The following is a 20,686-nucleotide window of genomic DNA, read 5'->3' on the forward strand; positions in this document are numbered from 1 at the left end:
AAACAATGAAATAGACAGCACGGTCGAATGCGTCCCACGGGTGTCGCCAGCAGCCTAGTCACCTAGACTCTGTGCCGTATTGTTGGCGTCTCCACATTGCAACCAGGAGTGATCGCTTTCTCGTTGGAAGCTTACAGGAGGCGATAAGCCCGATATGCACTATGTTTCTCGAACCAATTCCTCATTCGATGTTTCATCGCCCACGACACACATGAGAACGCCGGCCTGCATCGTCAGCACTCCTCCTTCGAGCGCGTCGTCGATCTGCCTTTGGATGACGTCTCGCACGTTCGCGCCGGTCGATCTGATGCCGAACATCCTAGAAACCGATTGCACGACCTGATCGGTGGTCGCACCGAAATTGCGCCGCACGACATCGACTACGGCTGAGCGGATTTCCGAAGGCGGCAGCATTTCTGCTCGTCGCAGCATCTGCGAGGTTGCGGAGCTTCGGTCTCGAACGCGGACAGGCGAATTGGGAATCGACAGGAAATCGACCACGCTTTCGATCCGACCAGTTGTAACGGCGACGCCAATCGCCGCTTCGACTGCTTGCTGAATACGATTTCCCGCTCTTTTGAGACCGAAAGCGTCGCGAATACGACTGACGACTTCGTCAGAATGAACGGGACCTTCGATCCGCACCGCCTCTTCGACGAGCGCGATCAGGATACCGATCGGCGCTTCGTGCAATTCACCGGCCCAAGCCGAGGGCCGGCTCAACACTGCTTCGATATAGGCGTCGCTCGAACTCTGAGACTCTTCACCAACGGGAACGAGGCCGATCTCTGTGACGTCCTCCCGCTCGATAGTGACGATGTCGACCGGCGCCGCGCGAGTCGCTCTCGTGGTCGTAGCGTCGTGCTCCTCCTTGGCCGTTTGTATTTTGGCGATGATGAGGTCGAGCTGCTCGGCCGGACGTTGGAACCAATCTGCGCTCCAGACTCGATGAATGGTCCAGCCATGACTTTCGAGCACCGATTGCCGCAGCCGGTCGCGGTCGCGCGCCGAGCGGGAATCGTGATAAGCGACGCCATCGCACTCGATCCCAAGCAGATAACGGCCGGGCCGATCCTCGTCGGCGACGGCGAGATCGATGAAGAAGCCTGCGAGTCCGACCTGACGGTGAACCTGATAGCCGCGAGCCTGGAGAGCCTTGGCGACTTGCTCCTCGAACACGCTGTCATGGTCGCGACCGGTGCTCTCCGCCAAGGTCAGCCTCCCTGTCCGCGCATAATGCAGGAACAGGCGAAAGGCGAAGACGCCCTTGCGGGTCGACGCGAAATCCGGCTCGATATCCTCGTCGGTCAATGAGGCGAAGACTTCGCAGCGCTGCTTGGCGCGAGAAATCAGCACATTCAGGCGCCGTTCGCCGCCTTCCGCGCCGAGCGGTCCAAAGCGCATCGGAACACGGCCTCCTGGCGTCGTGGGCCCGTATCCGACCGAGATGAAGATCACGTCGCGCTCGTCGCCTTGCACGTTTTCCAGGTTCTTGACGAAAAACGGTTCCGCATGATGCGCCTGAAAAAACGCCTCCGTCTCCGGCGGCAATGTGCGGCGGATGAGCTCCAACTGGTCGAGGATCGCGCGTCGCTGAGCGACCGAAAACGCGACGACGCCGAGCGATAGATTCGAATGCTCGCGCGCGTGAGCTGCTATCGCCTGCGCGACGATCTTGGCTTCGATCTGATTGGTGCGGGAGCCGCCGGCCTCGAACAATCCTTGCTCTATGTGATGGAAGCGCAATCCCATGCCGGCTTCGGATGTATAGGGGCTCGGAACGATGAAGAGCTTGCCCTCGTAGAACTGGCGGTTGCTGACCGCGATCAGTGACTGATGCCGGCTGCGATAATGCCATCGGAGCATTCGCGTCGGCAGGCCACGGGCCGTGAATAGACCGAGGATGCTCTCTATGTCCGCGACCCGGCCGCCGTCATCCTCATCGTCATCGTCGACGGCGCCGGTCATTTTCGAGAAAAAGGCTGTCGGGGGCAGCTGTTTCGGATCGCCGACCACGACGACTTGCTTCGCGCGCGCGATGGCGCCGAGCGCGTCGACAGGTTGGATCTGGCTCGCCTCGTCCATCACCAATAGGTCGAAATCGAACACGCCCGGAACGAGAAACTGGGCCACGGAGAGGGGGCTCATCATGAAGACCGGCTTGAGCGCCTGCACCGCCGGCCCGGCCTTCTCCATGAGCTTGCGGATCGGCATGTGACCGCGCTTCTTCTGAATTTCAGCGCGAAGCGCGCCCAAAGGACCGACGGAGCCGCCGTCCCGAGGGGGAATCTGCTTGTGATGCGCGCGCACGACCTCGAGGCCGGCCATCGCCATCCGCTGACGGTCGAGATCGACGAACTCGCGCACCTTGCGGCCATGCAGAGTTCCGTCGAACCGACCGAGTTCCGGCGCCAGACGCACCTGATCCGCGTGGACGGCTTCGTAATAGGCCATCTCGAACGCTGGGATGACCTCGCCGGCCTTCAACCTGCCATCCTCCAGACGGCCGACGACCTCTGCGCAGCGGAGCGTCCGCCCTCGGTCCGCGCGATCTCGATAGGCGACCCATTTGGACAATTGCTCACCGCCGGCAGCCCAATCGCCGAGTCGCTGTCGCAGATTTTCGAGCGACACGAGGCCGATGGTCGCCGACCCGAAACCTCTTGGGAGGTCGAAGGACATCGCCGTGAATGCGGCGTCGAGATCGGCGACGAGCGACGACCGGTCTCCTTCGATCGCATCGGCCCGATCGGCGAGCGCTCGTCGGTCCTCGATCCGACTCGCCAAGAGCCGGGTGTCACCGTTGCCGTCGATCCAGTCGGCGGCGCTCTTCAGCATGCTCCACTCGGATGTATTGCCGCGCCAAGCCACGCCGAAGGCGGAGCAGCCGAGCGTCTCACCCGACGCCAGCGCCTCGGCGCATGCGCGCCCTTCTGCGATGAGAGCGAGCATATCCAGCCGAACAGCTAGAATGGTGAACGAGGCCTTCTCGAGCGCCGCCACGGCTCGGTCGGCGGAGTGGAATCCTCTCGCTGCATCGAGCATAGGAGCGAGTTCGGCCCTGTCCGCCGTCGGCGCCGCGCCGAACAATAGGGCGCGCTCCGGCAGCTCGTTCCAGAGCGCTTTGACGACCGGCGCCGCCTCGACGAGAAGCTTCGCGGTCCGCTCCATGCAGGATGCGATCATCTCACGGTCTGGATTATTCGCCGCGACACGTCGCGGCTCATCGCCTAGCCCCTTCAGTGACCGCATCCATTCGACGAGCGCCGACAATGGCGCCGAAGCGGAACGGTCGCTCCTCCAGTCCGAGGCGAAGACTTTTCGTCCGAAATCGTCGTCGCTCTCGATCAGCCGCTTGGCGGCTTGCCCCCTGATGAGCGCATCGAGCTGCGCGAGCGTATCCGCCAATGGCTGATCCGGGCTACGGAGGACGGAGCGAGCCAAGGCGTTGGCGTGTCGCCATTCGCCGCTCAGAATTTTGAAGAATCCGTCGCCGTGATAAGCGAGCGTCGTCCGCGCGCCCGACAAATCCATCGTCCAAGCCGCATCCGACAGGCTGGCGCCGATCTCCGCTCGCGCCTGCTCGAGCGAGCGAATGGCGTCGGCGAGATCGGCCGCGCGCTCGACGTTATCGTTCCAAAGATCATTCGCAAAGGCTTCGGCGCTCGCGACCGGCGCCGCTACGACGCGCTCGCCGATCTGCATGAGACGCCGGACATCGGCGAGCGTGAGCGGCGTCGCAAAGGCCATTGTGTCGGCCAGCCCCTTCGCCTCTATGGCGAGGCGCGGGAGAATGGCGACCAGAGTCCCAAGGCGCTCGAAAGCCGCCGAAGAGAAGGCGGGCGGCAACAGCGCCAGAATCTCGCGAAGCGGCGCGGTCTCCGTTTCCCACGCCTCGTCATGGAAGACGCTCGCCAAATCGGTTCGGAGGCTCGCATAACGAGCGCCATTCACCAGCAGCGTTTGGATCGCCTCGCGATTGTCGACCCAGGCGGTCGCGCCGAGCGCCGCGCCGGAAAGGTCAGGCGCGGCGGCGATGCGTCGAGCGAGCGCGATGACCGGGGAAAGCTCGTCGAGCGTCGTCGCCGGCGCGCGCTCGAGAATCGACGCGAGGTCGACCTGCGATGCCTCGAGCGCGTGGAGCCGTTCACTGAGCGCCGCGAAACGCGTGGTCAGGCGATCCACTTCCAATGGCGTGACGGCGGCGAGCCCGACGCCGCGCCAGATGTGATCGTCAGGCGTGCCGATCGCCTCGACGCGCTCGACCAGCTCGGAAAGCACCGCATGGCGTTCCGAGAATCCATCGGCCGTCCATTCCGCAGGAGCTTGCAGCTCGATATCATTAGGCCTTTCGCCTGCGAGCCGCAGGCGGACGAGCTGTCCAATCACCTGATAGGGCGTCAACCCGGCCGCGGCATGGGGCTGGTGCATTCTCGCGGCGTGCGCGTTCAACCCGTCTCGCGCTTCCGTCAAACGTGCGCACAATGAGCCTGCATCCGGTCCCCTCGGCGCCCCGAGCTCCCATGTGCGGCGCAGTTCTTCGAGCAAAGCGCGCTTATTGGCCTTGTTGCTATGCAGTTCCAGACAGGCGTCGCCCACGCCGGTGGCGTCGAGCCGGCGCTTCACCACATCCAGAGCCGCCATTTTCTCCGCGACGAACAGCACCGCTTTTCCGTCCGCCACGGCGGAAGCGATGATGTTGGCGATCGTCTGGCTCTTGCCGGTTCCGGGCGGCCCTTGGATCACCATGTCGCGTCCGCGCCGCACTTCGTGAATGGCGAGCGCCTGGCTGCTGTCGCTGTCGACGATGTGCACCATCTCGGCGGGCGGAATGAACGGATCGATCTTGGCGTCCTCGTGGATCATGCCTTCCGAGCCGTCGAAGCCGTCGGTGAGCAGCCTGCGGATCAGCGGCCGATCGCTGATCCGCGCATGATCCGGCCAAGTCTCGGGGTCGAGGTCGCGATACATGAGGAATTTGGCGAAGGAGAAGAAGCCGAGAGCCATGTCGTCATGTTGGACGGCCCAGCCCGGCTTTTCCGTGACCGCCTCCACCACACCGTCCATATAGGCGATCGGGTCGAAGCTATCGGACGCTTCGAAATCCGGCAGCCGTATGCCGTGGATGCGTTCGAGATAGGCTTCGAGCGACAGATTCGACGCGAATTCCTCCGGCCGCGAACGAAGCTTGAACTTCTCGCCCGCATTGCCGCGCTCGAGGGCGACCGGAACGAGCAGCAGCGGCGCGAATCGAATATTGGCCGCGTTCCCCGGATCAATCCACTTCAGCGCGCCGAGCGTGAGATAGAGGATGTTGACGCCCTGCTCCTCCTCGAGCGTGCGCGCGTCGTAATAGAGCTCGAGCAGTCGCTTCTGAAGCCCTTTCGGCGTCAGCCGGGTCTGGAGCCGCGTGTCGGAATGTCTGGTGAACACGCCGCGCTCATCCGCTACATCGTCTTCGGGCTGGGCGAGGTCCGATATTTCGTCGCTTTCCCCCTCCGGCTCGCCATCGCTCGCGCGCGCCGCCTTTCCGGCGACGAAGGTGAAGACCTTGCCTTCTCGTATCAGCAGGCGAAAGACTTCAGCGCTCTTCTCATCCACGATTTCGAGCGATCGTCCCGCCTTGGCGGAACGCGGCATGTTGAGCAGCCGATTTCGCGCCGAGAGGTCCAGCAGTTCCATGCGCGCGCGATCGAGCTTTTCGGCGATCGGGAGATTGCTTTGAAATACTGAGATATTTTCGTCTTCGGGATGAACAATGGCGTCCATCGAAATACACTTCCCTCATTCAGGATGAAAAGAATTCTATTCAGAGTTCGATCGAGCTCCGACCGCCCTCGCAATGACCGGGCAGGCCGCTGCGCTCTGGCTGGTGACGATATTCGGCAAAACGCGATCAGCCAAGCCAGCCCGCGAGAAAAACTCATAGCGTGTTACGGGTTTTACCAGTTACCCGCTGTCAGCGTTTTTTTCGGCGTCGCCGGCCACTCCTTTACCGGCGTTCGCTCCGATCGGAGGACGAGCAGGCGTAACTGCGTTTCGAGTTCGAAACCGAGGTGATGCGTTTGCGCCGCGCCACCTGCGCTCATGAGGGCCTACATTCCCAGGAGTATGCTGCCGCTTGATTGGCGATCACATCTAGAGCGAGGTGATGCGTGCGCCATTCGACGCCTTTTCGGCTCAACCCGAGAATGCGTCGCGAGCTCTCTCTTCAAGCTATTGATTTTAAGCCTATTTTTGAAACGAAGAGTTACGATGACGTCACGCCAACTCGTGGGCGAGGCGCCGCAACCCGCGAGAAAAACTCATAGCGTGTTACGGGTTTTACCAGTTACCCGCTGTCAGCGTTTTTTTCGGCGTCGCCGGCCACTCCTTTACCACCGTTCCCAACGTTCGCGCCGATGGTCGATTCGCGACGATCATGCGACCTCTTTCAGTCGTCTATCTTACGCAGCGATCGGACGCGACGATAGCGAGGCCTTGGACGGCTCCGTCGCGCCTGAGCCGGCGCCATTCGGCAAGATGCAACGGATTGGCGGAAGCTTAATGGTACCCCTCCAGACAACGGCCGTTTCGGGCGAGGACCGCCTATCTTTGCAAGGTTTCTAACGAAAGTTGACCGATGAGACGATCAATTAGTCCATAAAGAACGACATGTGAACGCGGGGCCCGGGAATAGCCTCGAGGCTACAAAGGTTAGTTTGATCGCAGAAAAATAATATACGCTATTGACAGAGCAAAAATCTCGAGTGACGCTTACGCATCGATCTCGATTAACACATCGGTGCCGCCAATGATCATGCCAGACCCAGCCGCTTTCGCCAGCGAGGCCGAGGCGCTCCATTTGTTGCATTCTGCTTCCTCCAAAGCCATCGATGCCATGTGGAGACGGACCGGCCGTGAGGCGCTCAAAGCTCATCTCGACCGACCGATCGGCGGCGTCACCCCAAAAATGATCTACGGCGCGATCGGAATCGCCGCGGAAATGCTGAACGATCCATCCCAACGCGCGGCGCTCGAGGCTCGCGGCGACGCTGTGCCGACGGTCGATCCTCCGGCGATCGATACGACTCCCTGCGATCTCGTGCTCGTCCTGCCGCAGAAGCCCTCTCCAGCCCTCGCGCAAAGGCTCATCGAGCTTGGCCTCACCTGCCACACGGACGCGAGACGCACGCATGGAATCGCCTGCTGCCTGTGGCAGGGGCGGGCCGCGCCGTCGATCGTGATCCCGCTCGTGGAGGCGGTCCGCGGGCAGGTGATCGCCATCAGCCTGCCGCCGTCGCCGAATGGCGCCGAGAGCGACACCTCCGGCGGCGACACCTCCGGCGGCGAAGCCCCGGACGACGATTCTGATCGGCGCGAGTCCGAGATCGAGGTCGAGGTCGAGCCCGCCCCGAGCGTCACGGTTGCCCGGCGACGTGGGCGGCCCAAGGCCGAGCAGAAATCCGCTGGGCAAAACGACGCGGTCACGCCCGCGCCGGCGCCTTCCACCCCTGCGGATACCCCGGAAGGCGACCGGCTCCAGCAGGACGACGCCCCGCCGATCATCGCGGATGACAATGTCGAGATCGACGGCGAATTGGCGCCCTCGCTGGCCCCGGCCCTCGAGGAGCACGGCGAGCCGCCGTTCGCGATGCGAATGAACAGCGCGGCACCCGCGATCGAGAGCCCGACACAGAGCAGCGACCCCGAAATCCCCGAGTTCCTGCGCGATGGATGAAAATGGTTCGTAATCCGACGAGATCGCAAATCTCGGCGGGAGGGAGGACCCGATCACCGCACCTCGGAGCCAGGCCGTGCACTTCGCTTCCGTCCGTCTCTCGCGTCTCAAGAATGGCAGGCAGATCCAAGCGGCGAGCGACCATGCCAATCGCCTCGACGACACCTCCAGACTCAGAGTCCGGCCTGACGCGGACAGCGGCCGAAATTTTGCGTCGCATCCTTGGCGCGAGGATGGCGTCTGTGGCGGCCTGCGATTCGACTACTTGGAGGACCTGAGATGCATGCAGGCCGCCACAGGCGCCATCCAACGCGGGAACACGGCGCCGGTCGGGCATCTGATTTGCGTCGTAAGTGTTGGATGGCTGATGGAAACCGGCGATCAGCACGATCCGCAGAATCCGCGCAATCGCCTGCTATTCGACGCCGCTATCACATGGGCGCAGAAGACTTTCGGAGAGACGTCGCTATTGAGCGCCAGAATGGATCTCGATGAAAAAGGCGCCGGGGTGGTCGACGTATTCGTGGCGCCGATGACGACGAGCAAGACCGGAAAGAAATTCTTGTCTGTCAGTCCTACCCTGACGAAATTACAGGCGCAATACAAGACAAGAAATACATTCGCTGCTCTACAGGATAGTTGGACGGAATTCGTCCGAGCGAACCTCGACCCGACTATCGAGCGCGGCCGCGAAAAGGAGGCGCGTGGCCCCGACCGTTTGTCGCCGGAAGCCTACGCCGCCAAGGCAGAGACCGAAAAGGCCCGCGAGTTCATCCGCTCGGAGAGCGACGAACTGGATCGGCTGCGATCGGAGCTGGTGATCGCGGACAATGCACGCATTGCCGCCGAGCAGGCCGTGGCCGAACGCGAGCGGCGATGCGCGGCGACCGAGGCAGCGCTCGAGCAGCGGCGATTAGCGCTAGAGACGGCCGCCGCAAAAAAATTGACGAAAGCCGGCAAAAGGCTCGTCGAGTCTTTCCAGCTCGGAATGCTCGCCTGGCTCGATGGACGGATCACTCTCGTCCAGGTCGATCACGAAGAGCGATATCGAGTGTCCTTGACGGATGCGGTGAGCGACGCCGACGTCCGAGACATCGAACGATCACTGCGCCCCGCTGTAGAATTGGGCCTCGCGCGCCTGCTCGCGGCATGGCAGCTCGTGGCAGACGAATTGGGAGTCGAGGCAGACGAGGTCAAGAACAGGATCGGGCGGCGGTCTGGTCTCCTATGACCTGCGCGGTCTGGCTACCCGAGGCCAAATCGATCGCAGATGCTGGCTGGCAGCGACGCCCGATTTCGAGCTCCCGAAAATTGAACCCTCGACGAGTCGGCTGTTCTGAAAAGGTACAAGGTCCGCGACGGCGCCACCCTGCGAACGTGAAAGTTTGACCCGAAGGAGACCCGTCTCTCCCGCAGGGCGAACGTCCGGTTTCGCCGAAAGCAGGCGGTGCCGGTGGGCCTCATTGCAGCGGACAGCGACCATCAGTGTCTATCAATTGCCCCCATGACTTGTGACCGCCTCCACTTTGGCACATCGAGGCCGTCAACCCTGCCCAGGCGCCGGACAACCGACTTCGCGACAGTATCGGCGAAGGTCACGCGCAACAGCACCATAAATGTCGCCCGGGTGCTTCATTCGGTCCCATCCCGGCTGATCGGCCAAAAGATCGAAGTGCGTCTGTTCGACGACCGGTTGGAATGTTTCCTCGGGCCCGATCCGGTCATGTGCATGACCCGTGTGCGCACCGACCGCGCGCGCGGCCACGCGATCGATTATCATCATCTGATCGGCACGCTGCGGCGCAAACCGCAAGCCCTGCGCTACCTCGTCTACCGCGAAGCCCTCTTTCCACGCGCCGCCTACGCCCGCGCCTGGGCGGCCCTGGACGCCGCCTTGCCGCAAAGAGACGCCTGCCGGACGATGGTCGGATTGCTGGTTCTGGCCTCGGCCCGCGAAGCCATCGAGATTGCTTTGGCCGAGCGTCTCGACGCGATCTTGGACGCCGGCAAGCTGCCCGACATCGCCAAGCTCGAAGAGGAATTCGTGAGCAAGCCGGGTCCATCGAGCGACATCCGCGAACGCCACGGATAGCGGTTCGAGTGTCGGGCCGACAACCTTAGCGCGAGGGCCATGAAGCGCAAGACACTCCTGCATCGGACCGGCCACGATCGACCCCATCGTCTTCGATTGAGCCGCGACGCATGAAGCGTGCATAGCCCGCCGAATCGCGATTTTCTCGAACAAAGAGCAAAGCGTCGGCATCCTCTTCGGAGAGAATCGCACGATGAATTTCGAAGAGCGCCTCCGCATAGCGGCGTCGAATCGAACTCGTCGCATCCAGATCGAGAATTTCGGCTAGCCATCGAAGCAGGAGGGGCTCGTCGAGAGGCGGAGTGAAAAAATTGAATCTCGGCATCAAATAGACTCTTCGATCGCGCACCGCGCGGACAATGCGCCATACACACGACTCGAACAGCTTCCCGGGCGGCTGGTCACTGATCGTCGAGTCGAGCAATATGACGTCCGGATCGATCCGCGCGACCGCTTCCACATCGACCAGTCCCCATGTCGACGGACCGGCATTTCTGGCGCCGACGAATCGAAGCTCGTCGGTGAGATAGAATCGATTGTGACCAAGATATCCGAGACCGCCGTCAGCACCGTTGAAAACTATGACGCGCGGGCTCTCTTTCGTCCTTTTGAGGCTCGCCTGGAGCGCTTCGCGCTCCACCCGAAATGCGTCCGCGAGACGTCGCGCTCTCTCTGAATTTCCGGTCAACGCGCCAATCGACGTCCAGATGCGCAGACGCGCCTCGAGATCGACCTCGGCGCCACCGATCGCGGTCGCCGGCAAGCCGAGACTGCGCGCCGCATCAGTGGAATGCTCCCAGACAACCACGGCGTCAGGATGAAGGTTTAGAATTTGCTCGCCGTCCCGCAGGTGAAACTCACCCGTTGCATCGACGCCGATGGGAAGCGGATAGAGCCGATTGAGAAAATCCGTCTGGTGCCGCCGCACCGCCAAAGTCGATGCGCCTACGACGTGCTCGAGGCCATAGTCGAGGGTCGCATAGGCCGCGAGCAGCGGCGCGAGGAGAACAGTGCGGCGCGGCGATTCGGCGCGCATGCTCTGCTGCTCACGCGGCGAGACCCTTGGCGGTGCCAAGGAAAGCAGGACGGCGAGCAATGGCGTCACCGCGAAGATTTCGAGGTAGCGGAATCGAGTCCGTTCTGCTGAAGCCATCAGAGCTCCGTCAGATCGCGTTCGAAAGACGTCGGAATCGATATGAGAAAGCGATCGACGAGCAGGCGTTCGATCTCATAGCGATGCAAATAGATGCGCTCGTTCGTGCGATCGCCGAATTCTCGCGCGAGCTCGCCGAGCGGCGGAATCGCCTCATAGGCGCGTCTCGCCCTGTCGATCAGCGATTTCGTGATCTCCGATGACTCCTTCGTTTCGAACGCCTGGATGCGAGAGACGTCGAGACGCACGTTGCAGAAGACCTCCTCCTGCCGAGTCTGTTCCGTCGCCAGCTCCTTCAACCATTCGCGTTCGGAGCGCCAAGTCGCGAAATGGGGCGAACGCATCTCGCACAATTCTCTCGGCAATGTGTCGCGCTCGCTTTCACCGATGCGGTCGGCTTCGAGAGCCTTGCCATGGCCCATATAGGCCGGGGGAAAGACCCAGCGATGATCGAGAGGCGCATTCAGCGTCTTCAATTTTTCGACGAGCTCCAAAATTCTCGGCGCTGTCGTCTTGGTCAGCAGCAGGCTCTGCCCGAGTTCCATGCCGAGCTCGGCGGCGACTTTCTGCAACATCCAAAGATAATCGAAATCGCCGCGGCGGCCATTGTAGCTGTCGTGCGTCTCGTTCATGCCGGCGAAAGTGGCGTGAATTGTTCTTACTCCAAAATCGCGCCAGTCTCGGAGCCAGGCTCGCGATTGCGCTTCGTCACGAAGCCGTAGTCCGCCGGTCGTGATCTGCTCGAGCGTGGGGAGGCCGAAGGCGCGCCGCATCGGCTCCATACGGCGCGCGCCTTCGGCTCCATATTCATAGGAGTAGTGGACGATAGGGTGAACCTTCACTTCCTTGTCGCCATCGCGCGGCAACAGCCGCGCGAAGCGCATGACAAAATCCAGAAAATGTTCAAGAGGAAGGCGTCCGCCCGCCTTGTCGCCGATCGAGCAGTAGGAACAGGCGTGCGCGCAGTGCTGGACGGCGCCGGCGAGCCAGATCGTGGATATCCGCACATTCCGCTTGGGCGCCATGGAACGTGGCCCGGTCAAAAATGCATCGTCGCCGAAAGGCGTACGGTGAGTGGTTCGCCTGGCAGGCTGGGCGTCGACCAATATTTGTGGTTGGTGAGGTTGTCGATATTGAGAGCGAAAGTCGTTTGCTTGCCGTAGAGATCGAACTTGTAGCGGCCGCCGAGGCTGGCGACGGCGTAGCCAGGGATATAGAGTAGCGGCCCGGTCGACGCATTGGTGATCAGCTGACGGCTGTAATATTGGAAGCCGGCCGTGAGAGTGAGGCCCGGAATTTCGTCCACACTATATTCGCCGTAGAGCTTTGCCAAATAATTGGAGACGCCGGATGGCATTTGCCCGACGAGCGACGGATTGTTGGGCTGGCTCGTGATCTTCGTATCCATTGCAGTTCCGCCACCGAATAAGGAGATATTGTCGGTGAGCTTGCCGGAGACGCCGATCTCGACGCCCTTGTGGGCTTCGAGTCCATCGGGAGAATAAGTATAGGATGTTCCCGACGCATCGAGGGCATAGACGGAACTCGAGCGCGTGATGTCGAACAACGCCGCGGTGACCAGCATATCGCCGATCGTCGCCTTCGCTCCGACCTCCAAGGACTTGCTGGCGCGCGCCGGCGCAGGGCCTGGATTGCTGACAGGAAGTCCCCGATAGGTCTGCGATGCGACGCCGCCGATCGTCAGCCCTTCTTGATAGGTGAAATAGGTCGACACGGTGGGAATCGGCTTGAAAATGATCGACCCGCTCGGACTCATCCGTGAGGCCGAGTAGCGACCCGTCACTTGGCCGAGCGTGCTGCTGCCGAGGCTAGTGTCCCAATCCCATTCCGTGACGCGCGCATAATTCGCTCCCATCAAGAGTGTGAGAGCTTCGCCGATCTCGAGCCGCTCGACGAAAGGAATGGACTGAAATCGATATTGCCACGATTTGTAGGCGGGGCCGCTTCCATTCGGGTTGAGCCCAGCCGCGAGGGCCGATGCGTTTTGAGCGGCCGTGGACGACTGGTCATCATTGAAAAGATTGAAACCCTTTGGGTAGGCGAGCTGCCGATTGCTCGCCGGCTGCAGCAATATGCTGTCATGGATCGAATAGCCCGTCGTGAAGGTGCTCTTCGTTCCGAAGAGATCGAACTTCAGATCGGCGAAGGCGTTGCCGTCGAAGTCCCTCACGTCATAGCCGATGGATTTGTTCAGGAACTGCGAATAGGAGCCGTCATTGGCGACTTGCAGATTCGTCGCGTAGAGAAAATTTTCTTTTGTGTCGTTGTATTGGAATCCGCCGCGCAGGCTCAGGAACGAGACGGGGTCGGAGCGCCAGCGCACGCCAGCGCGATTGTTGATCCATTCGGCGTAGGAAAAGCGTGGCGCGCCTCCTCGCGACGAAAGGTCCGGCGCCGAGACATAGAGCCCCCTGAGATCCCAAGTCAGCGTCGGGCCCCATATCTTCCAATCCTGATGCGAATAATCGAGCTGTATGAGCGTCGTATCGGTCAATCTGAAATCGAGCGCGCCGCTGATCAGCCCTTTTCGGATGGATTGATTCTGGATCGCAGTGTCTCCGAGTCCCTGGCCGGCGACGTTGATGCGATAGCCGATCCTGTCGGAGCCGAAGAGGGGCCCGGAGAAGTCTCCGTGCGCATAACCGCTCGTCCCGCCGCGGTTGCCGACGGTGATCGATGCGAGCGGCGTCGCGGTCGGTCGCTTGGTCACGTAATTCACGACGCCGCCGACCTGATAATTGGTCGCGCCATAGAGGAAGCCGGACACTCCGGACAATTGCTCGATGCGCTCCTTGTCCTCCACCGCGATCGAGCCGAAATTTCCCATGCTCTGCACGAATCCGTCGATCGCCGTCGTCATGTTGAAGCCGCGCGAAAGATAGCGCGCGCCTACGCCCGAACTGTCGCTCGACGTCACCTGAACGCTGGGCGTCATGGCGAGAGCCTTGTCGCCGGACGGCGATAGGGTGTTGGTGATGAAATCGGAAGAAACGACGCTGAAGGAGTAGGGCAGATCCAGAATCTTCTGCTGATCGAAGAATCCGGGGCTGGATAGCAGGTTCGCGCGATAGCCGTCGCCGGCCGCGCCGTCCCGCTGCAACGCTTGGTCGCGCGTAGGCGGCGCCGATGCGCCGACATCGATCGGAGGGAGCGACGTCGCCTCGTCCGCATGCGCCTCGTCCGACGCGACGCTGGGAAGGATGGCGGCGACGCAAAGCAGACCAATCGCGGGCGTCGTCGCAATCGCCTTCCTGTCGCCACGGCGACGCCCGTACCCTGCTCGATCTCCCATTGTCTTACCCCTTAGCTTCTGGCTCTAAGCAGCTATATAAATGAGATACATATGAAGTCAATATCATAGGTTATTTAATTCATATGAAGAGGTGCTCTCGCCATTCGCGGCGGTTTCGGCTAGTGTCGACGGCGTCTGAATCACGACTCGAATACGAATATGGGAACGGAAATGCCTGCCTATATGTTTCTCCGATTGGATTTCGCGTCGGGCCGCAACTTGGGGCCGAGCCGCACGGCGTTGCTCGAAGGAATCGATCGACTCGGCTCGATTTCGGCCGGAGCGCGCGAGGCGGGCATGACGTTTCGTCAGGCTTGGTCTGTGGTGAAACTGATGAATGAGAGCTTTCCAGAACCCGTCGTCGAAGCAAGATCGAGAGTTGCGGGAAGCGGAGCGTCGCTCACACCTCTCGGAAAGACGCTCGTTTCTATCTATCGAGCGATGGAGGATGATGCTTATCATGCGCTCGAGAAGCATCTCGTCGCGTTGGAGGGGGTTCTCGGCGAAGATCATGAAGCCGTTCCGGAAATCGCCAAATGGGCGCGGATTCGGCATTACGGCGAGCAAATGACGTCACGTCGAACGACGGCGGAGGCGGTGGCGACGAACAAATGAACGCGCGCTCACCGTCGCGATCCTTCTCCAGCATCCTCCAATTGTCTCAGCCCAAAGCGAGCGGGGATTTTGCCGTCGATGGGAGGGGCGGATAACTGCATGCGCTTCGGCGCCGGAACGACCACCTTTTGCGTCTTCGATCTTGCATGCGATAAAAGGCGACTATATAGCGATACTCGGTCGCCCGGGAGCGGCGTCGCCAGCCAGGAGTCGGTTCTTTGGCGTTCGGTGTAGTCGCTCGGGGCGATACATACCGTAATCGGATCGTCGAGACCCTGCCGCTGTTTCTTTTCCTGGTGCTTGTGGCGTTGATATTGTTTTCGCTCACGCTAGGGCGCTATCCTGTCCCCTTCGCCGACATCGCCCACATCCTCTTCACCACCTTCCCCATCAACGCCAAGGTCGATTACGAGAACGCGCCCTGGGTGGTTGTCGAGATCGTACGCATTTTGCTCGTCACTCTGTGCGGCATGGGGCTTTCCATGGCGGGCGCGACCATGCAGGGCGTGTTTCGCAATCCGCTCGTCGGGCCGGAGATCGCCGGCGTCTCCTCCGGAGCTTCGCTCGGCGGCGTCACCGCGATCCTGCTCTCCTGGCCGCCGCTCACGATCGTCGGCCTGGCGTTCGGCTCGGGCCTGCTGGCGTTCGCTGCCGCTTTCGGATTGGCGAAGCTCGCCGGCCGCGCGACCACGCTGGCGCTCGTCCTCTCCGGCGTCATCATCCTCGGCTTCTGCAGCGCGATCGTCGGCCTGTTGCAAACCCTCGCCGATCCGATGACCAAGCTCCCCTCGATCGTCTATTGGCTGCTCGGCAGCTTCGCCGGCGCGACTTATGGAGAAAAGTGGCGATCGTCGCCAGCGTGACGCTCGTCGCCAAGACATTGTTGCTGGCCCTGCGCTGGCGGATCAATCTTTTGTCGCTCGGCGAGACGGACGCGGAGGCGCTCGGCGTGAATGTCGAGGCGCTGCGCTGGGGATTGATGGGGCTCGTCGCCGTCATGGTGGCGGCGCAAGTCTCGGTCAGCGGGGGCGTCGGCTGGGTTGGGCTGATCGTGCCGCATATGGCGCGCATGCTGGTCGGCATCTAGACTAGTTCTCTCGAGGCTTTAGACTCATGTGCGCAGCGGATCCACATGAGGCAGGCTATGACGCAGCACCGCATCCGACGACGAGCAATTGCACAAATAGCGGAGGCCCGATGCGTTTACTGGTCTCCGCGATCAGAAGTAGAAGTCCCTTCAAATTCTAGATAGAAGCCGCCCCGAAAGCCTGTCTCGGTCTCTTCACTTCGCGGACGCGCGCCGCTCGGATGAGAAGCGGCCATAGCCGAAGGAGCGTCGATTGGCCTCGACGGCGAGCAACTCGTCGATGGCCTCGTCGTCGAGATCATAGCTGAAGGCGTCATGATAGGCGAGGCGCACCGCCACGCGCATATCGCCCGCATCGACGCCTGGATGCAGCAGCTCGGCCAGCCATCGCACGAGCAGCGGATCGAACACGGGCGCGAGAAAATTCGGGAAATCCGGCATGCGATAGACTTTGCTGGCGCGAACCGCACGGAGCAGCCGCCAGGCGGGATCGTCGAGGAGAGCGCGCGGATCGAGCGGCGCAGGAAATGCCTGCAGCAAAATGACGTCCGGATCGAAGAGCGCCAGCTGCTCGAGCGAGAAAGTCGCGGTCGCCGCGCCGACACGCGCGACATTAACGCCGCGCACGAGATCGAGCCGCTCATTGAGATAATATTTCGATCCCCCGACCCAGCTTTTCGCGGAATTGGCCACGACGGCGAGCACGCTCACGGGCTTTTCGTCGCCGCGCAGGCTCGCCGCGATCGCCGCCATATCCGCGTCATAACGCGCGAGAGTGGGGCCGACGATCGCCGAAGCCCCGCAGAGTTCCGCCATTTTGCGCCACAGCCCGATTTCGCTCCGCATGAGCGGAAAACTGTTCTGGAAGGCGACGAATTCTAGGGCGGGCGCTTTTTCGAAAATGCGGAATTGCGCCGCCCAGCCGAGCGCCGCGTCCGGCGACAGCTTCAACGTTTCCTCGAAATTCGGGATGTCGAAGCCGCCGACCCGAGCGAGCCCCCTCGCCTGCGGAAATACTCGATCGAGAAGGCCAGCTCTCATCGACGACAGGCCGAGCTCGCTCGCGCCGACCACTCTGTCGAGGCTGTGAGTCAATGACAGAAAGGTCGGTAGAATATTGGCGGTGAAGACCATGCGGCGCGGCGGCGCGGAAAAATCATGCGCGCGGCCCAGCATGTCGACATAGGGCGACGTCGAGGCGCGCGTGGCTTTCGGCCGGACCTTCGGCGCGAGCAGTCCGATGACGAGAGCGAGTCCGCAAGCGACGGCGAAGCCGGCGCTTTGCAGGCGACCGTCACCGCCTCTCGATCGCCGATGGCGCATCTCAGTTTCCCATTTGCAGATGGGTGAGCTGACGCTCGAAATCGGTCGGATGCTCCGCGAGATGGAGATCGAGCCATTTCATCTCCACGCAGCGCTGGAGCGGATAGATCTTCGTCCCGTCACGATCGCCGTAGCGATCGCATAATTCCGCGAGCGATGGAATGGCGGCATAGGCGGCGCGCGTGCGCGTCCGGTAATCGTCGACGATCGCCGCGCCGCTCATGCTCTCCAGCGCATCGATATTGTCGTCGTCGACATTGATGATGAGATCGAATTCGCGCGGCTCCGCCTCCTCCGACCGAATGCGCTCGATCCATTCGCGCTCGGATCGCCAGACCTCGTCGCGCATAGACCCTTCCGGCAGAGCCTCGAGCCATTTGCGGAGGGTGTCGCGCGTCCTCTCGTCGATCCGCTCGTCCTCGTGCCGCACGCCCCAGCCGAAATAGAAGAATGGGCAGAGATAGCGCCACCCGCCGGGGTTTTGCGGCAGCCGATCCAATCGCGCATTGAGCGCGGGCAGATCGGCGAGCGTGCTCGTGGCGACGAAGAGCCGCGCGCCGAGCGCCATGCCGAGCGCGCCTGCCACCTCGAGCGTCGACATGATGAGATCGAAATTGCCGCGCCTGCCGTTCCAATGATCGTGAACCGCGCCGACGCCGGCGAGCGAGGCATGGACCGTCTTGCAGCCGAACGCCTGTCGCTCGAGGAGCCATTCGCGCAGCTCGTCTCTGCTCCGCTCGCGCAGGCCGCCGAGCGTAATGCCCGAAAGAGGCGGATAGCGCCTCGGAAAGCGCCGATCCAGCGCCTGGATGAGCTCGAGCGTCGCACGATCATAATCGGAGGTGTAGTTGAGCACATAGCCGACGGAAGCGGCCTCCCTGTTCTGCTCCTCCCATTCGAGCAACCGCTCGACGACTCTGGAGAAGCGCGCCGAATCCATGCGGGCGAGCGTCTTGTCGCCCATCAGGCAATATTTGCAGCTATGGGCGCATGGAAAGAGCTTCGCATGCACATGTATGGCTTGGCGTCGCAGCGTCATGCGCCCATCTTTCCCGCGTCAGAATTTGAGCTGCGCCGACACGGCGAAGGTGCGCGGCGAGCCGACATAATTGGAGGCGATCCAATAGTCCTTGTTCGCCACATTGGAGACATTGAAACGCAGCACGAGCTCCTGTCCGAGCGGCAATTTCCGACCAAAGAATTCGGAGGTGCGATAGCGGAAGCCGACATCCTGCGTGGCGAAGGAGGGCAGATATTCCGTGTTGAGGCGATCGACCGCCTGCTGGCCGGTAAAATAATAGCCGCCCGTCAGCGTGACGCCCGGCAGGAAAGGAAGATCATATTCCAATGTGACCTTTCCTTCGGTGCGCGCAATGTCGGTCGGGACTTTGCCGTTGATGGTGGGCGCCGTCGCAGACGTATTGCTCTGCGTGACGCGCGGGTCGAGCAGCGTCACGCCGCCGAAGATGCGCAACCCTTCATAGAGATTGCCAGTGACGGTGAGCTCGACGCCGCGATTGCGCTGCCGGCCGTCCTGCACATAAGTATAAGTGCTGTTGCCGTTGTAGCGCGCATATTGCAGCGCCTGCTCGATCTGGAAAAAGGCCGCGGTGAGCAGCAGGCCATCGACGTCGGCCTTGGCGCCGATCTCATATTCACGGCCGACGTAGGGCGAGAGCGTCTGGCCGCCATTGGTGTAGACCGGCGTTCCGCTGCTCGGCACGACCTGGCCGCCCTGCAGCGATTCGCTATAGGTCGCATAGGTCGAGATCCAGTCGAGCGGCTTGAAGATCAAGGATGCGCTCGGCGAGAGCCGGCTCTGGTCATAGGCGGAGGTCACGGCGCCGGTCGTGACATTGAAATTCGTGCCGTGCACCCAGGTGTAATTGCCGCCGACGAGCAGCGACCAATGCTCGTCGAATTTGATCTCGTCGCCGAGAATGACGTTCTTCTCATTATTGTAGCCCGACGTCCTGTTCGGCCCGACGGTCGACGAATACCAGCCGGGCGCGGCGAAATAGAGCGGCGTCGCATAGGGCAGGCCGTTGATCGTCCAGGAATTGAAGCTCTCCGGATCGCGCGTGGAGCGATAATCGTCGCCGTAGAATCCAGCCGTCACCTTGTGATGGATGAAGCCCGTGTCGAAGACGGCGTCGACGAAAGCGTAGCCGGAATTGCCGAACTCGCGCGAGTTGGAATTATGCGCGGTGGTCTGACTGTAAGTGAGATTGAGATTGGAGACGGAGTTATTCGTATAGAAATTATTGCGCGTCATATTCATATTATAAGAATAGGCCGCGCGCGCGGTGAAGACGTCGTCGATCTTCCATTTGAAATCGAGACCGACGCGATCGCGCTGCGTGTCGAAGGCGGAGAGAGGTTGACCGTAATATTTCGTCGGGAGGGGCGCGCCCGGATGGCGCACCTTGCTGGAGCCATCGGAATTGGTCGCGAAGCTCCAGAATGGATCGGAGCCGCGCACATCGAAATCCATATGCGAGGCGATGAAGGTGAAGGACATGTCCTGAACCGGGCGCCACGCAAGAGCGGCGGTGAGAACGTCGCGCTTCACGCTCTGCTGGTCGACTGGCGCGTCGCCGGTCTGGCCGACGATATTGAGCCGATAGGAGAATTGCCCATCCTTGTCGATCGGCCCGCCGAAATCGCCATGCAGATAGGGCGACAAGCCGCCGTAGTTGCCGATGGTGACATCGGCGAGCGGCTTATCCGTCGGTCGCTTGTAGACGTAGTTCATCAGCCCGCCGACATTGTTCGGGCCATAGAGAAAGCTGGTGAGGCCGGTGTAGATCTCCACCCGCTCCTTGTCCTCGAGCGGGTTGATCGCGAGATTTTGCGTGCGCAAGCCGTCTTCCGCGCGTCCCGAGCTATTGGCGAAAGCGAAGCCGCGAATTTTAAAATTCGGCGAGGCGCCGCGGGCCGTCGTCGTGCGCAGCTGAATGACGGGGCTGACCTTGAAGATGTCGTCCGGCTTCCATGCCTGTAGATTTTCAAGGAGATCGGCGGAGAGAACATTGACCGAATAAGGCGTGTCGAGAATGGCCTTGGCGCCGAGCGGACCGAGATTACTCACTTTGCTCGGCTTATAGCCTGCGGCTTCGCTCCCCTCCGCGGCGGGCTCGCCGCGATCGGAGGTGATGGTGATCGGCGGCAACGGCGTCGCCTCCTGCGCGGCGGCGTGATCGAGGCCGACGATCAGCGCGACGCCGGAGGCGAGAGTCGTCATCGCCGGGCGTCGAGCGATCTTGGCCTTCAGGTCGAATGCGTTCATATCCCCATTCCCCATTTTGCTGCGCGCGTCGCGACGCGCGCGTCCCCGTTCGGCGCCTCTCGCGAGTCGCCGTTGCCGCCGTCTGGTCGCGCGT

General features: G+C 61.7%; 11 protein-coding genes and 1 pseudogene. 5 read left to right on the forward strand and 7 right to left on the reverse strand.

The annotated features are described in order from the left end of the window. Window positions 1-159 precede the first annotated feature (159 nt). Complete coding sequence (locus K369_RS18420; protein WP_051949384.1) at window positions 160-5,769, reverse strand: DUF3320 domain-containing protein; 5,610 nt, start codon at window positions 5,767-5,769, stop codon at window positions 160-162. Between the two features lie 1,267 nt (window positions 5,770-7,036). Between K369_RS18420 and K369_RS18425 the strand changes: the two genes are divergently transcribed. From K369_RS18425 to K369_RS18435, 3 genes are all read left to right on the forward strand, one after another. Further along, a complete protein-coding gene (locus K369_RS18425; protein ID WP_156967972.1) occupies window positions 7,037-7,720 on the forward strand; it encodes a hypothetical protein in 684 nt (227 codons plus the stop codon). A 283-nt stretch (window positions 7,721-8,003) separates the two neighbouring features. Continuing rightward, window positions 8,004-8,951 carry a hypothetical protein gene (locus K369_RS26645; protein ID WP_198033157.1) on the forward strand — a complete coding sequence of 316 codons (948 nt, stop codon included), beginning with the start codon at window positions 8,004-8,006 and terminating at the stop codon, window positions 8,949-8,951. 273 nt (window positions 8,952-9,224) lie between these two features. Then, on the forward strand, window positions 9,225-9,812 hold the full coding sequence (locus K369_RS18435) for a hypothetical protein (protein WP_156967974.1): 588 nt from the start codon (window positions 9,225-9,227) through the stop codon (window positions 9,810-9,812). Window positions 9,813-9,837: 25 nt separating this feature from the next. On the opposite strand, the gene K369_RS18440 is transcribed toward K369_RS18435, so the two are convergent. Genes K369_RS18440 through K369_RS18450 form a run of 3 tightly spaced genes read right to left on the reverse strand, consistent with a single transcriptional unit; the run spans window position 9,838 to window position 14,278 of the window. Beyond that, window positions 9,838-10,965, reverse strand: a complete 1,128-nt coding sequence (locus tag K369_RS18440; RefSeq protein ID WP_084570722.1) for an ABC transporter substrate-binding protein — start codon at window positions 10,963-10,965, stop codon at window positions 9,838-9,840. Beyond that, complete coding sequence (locus K369_RS18445) at window positions 10,965-11,990, reverse strand: radical SAM protein (RefSeq protein WP_036293144.1); 1,026 nt, start codon at window positions 11,988-11,990, stop codon at window positions 10,965-10,967. Before K369_RS18445 ends, K369_RS18440 begins: the two co-directional genes overlap by 1 nt. A gap of 14 nt (window positions 11,991-12,004) precedes the next feature. Then, window positions 12,005-14,278, reverse strand: coding sequence for a TonB-dependent siderophore receptor (locus K369_RS18450; RefSeq protein ID WP_036293146.1), 2,274 nt, complete (start codon window positions 14,276-14,278; stop codon window positions 12,005-12,007). Between the two features lie 171 nt (window positions 14,279-14,449). Between K369_RS18450 and K369_RS18455 the strand changes: the two genes are divergently transcribed. After that, on the forward strand, window positions 14,450-14,893 hold the full coding sequence (locus K369_RS18455; RefSeq protein ID WP_084570822.1) for a winged helix-turn-helix domain-containing protein: 444 nt from the start codon (window positions 14,450-14,452) through the stop codon (window positions 14,891-14,893). Between the two features lie 263 nt (window positions 14,894-15,156). Next, a pseudogene (locus K369_RS18460) lies at window positions 15,157-15,980 on the forward strand (FecCD family ABC transporter permease). Window positions 15,981-16,175: 195 nt separating this feature from the next. On the opposite strand, the gene K369_RS18465 reads toward K369_RS18460, so the two are convergent. The 3 genes from K369_RS18465 to K369_RS18475 are packed head-to-tail and all read right to left on the reverse strand — an operon-like array spanning window position 16,176 to window position 20,592. Then, complete coding sequence (locus K369_RS18465) at window positions 16,176-17,303, reverse strand: ABC transporter substrate-binding protein (protein ID WP_036293149.1); 1,128 nt, start codon at window positions 17,301-17,303, stop codon at window positions 16,176-16,178. Between the two features lies 1 nt (window position 17,304). Beyond that, a complete protein-coding gene (locus K369_RS18470) occupies window positions 17,305-18,342 on the reverse strand; it encodes a hypothetical protein (RefSeq protein WP_036293151.1) in 1,038 nt (345 codons plus the stop codon). 18 nt (window positions 18,343-18,360) lie between these two features. Further along, a complete protein-coding gene (locus K369_RS18475; RefSeq protein ID WP_051949387.1) occupies window positions 18,361-20,592 on the reverse strand; it encodes a TonB-dependent siderophore receptor in 2,232 nt (743 codons plus the stop codon). Window positions 20,593-20,686 lie beyond the last annotated feature (94 nt).

This window comes from Methylosinus sp. PW1 (genome assembly GCF_000745215.1).
GTDB lineage: Bacteria > Pseudomonadota > Alphaproteobacteria > Rhizobiales > Beijerinckiaceae > Methylosinus.

Excerpts from the sequence above, each read along its gene's own strand:
- K369_RS18465 (WP_036293149.1), bottom strand. The coding sequence starts at position 17,303 with ATGCGCCATCGGCGATCGAGAGGCGGTGACGGTCGCCTGCAAAGCGCC.
- K369_RS18435 (WP_156967974.1), top strand. The coding sequence starts at position 9,225 with ATGACTTGTGACCGCCTCCACTTTGGCACATCGAGGCCGTCAACCCTG.
- K369_RS18470 (WP_036293151.1), bottom strand. The coding sequence starts at position 18,342 with ATGACGCTGCGACGCCAAGCCATACATGTGCATGCGAAGCTCTTTCCA.
- K369_RS18455 (WP_084570822.1), top strand. The coding sequence starts at position 14,450 with ATGCCTGCCTATATGTTTCTCCGATTGGATTTCGCGTCGGGCCGCAAC.
- K369_RS18445 (WP_036293144.1), bottom strand. The coding sequence starts at position 11,990 with ATGGCGCCCAAGCGGAATGTGCGGATATCCACGATCTGGCTCGCCGGC.
- K369_RS18420 (WP_051949384.1), bottom strand. The coding sequence starts at position 5,769 with ATGGACGCCATTGTTCATCCCGAAGACGAAAATATCTCAGTATTTCAA.
- K369_RS18450 (WP_036293146.1), bottom strand. The coding sequence starts at position 14,278 with ATGGGAGATCGAGCAGGGTACGGGCGTCGCCGTGGCGACAGGAAGGCG.
- K369_RS26645 (WP_198033157.1), top strand. The coding sequence starts at position 8,004 with ATGCAGGCCGCCACAGGCGCCATCCAACGCGGGAACACGGCGCCGGTC.
- K369_RS18440 (WP_084570722.1), bottom strand. The coding sequence starts at position 10,965 with ATGGCTTCAGCAGAACGGACTCGATTCCGCTACCTCGAAATCTTCGCG.
- K369_RS18475 (WP_051949387.1), bottom strand. The coding sequence starts at position 20,592 with ATGAACGCATTCGACCTGAAGGCCAAGATCGCTCGACGCCCGGCGATG.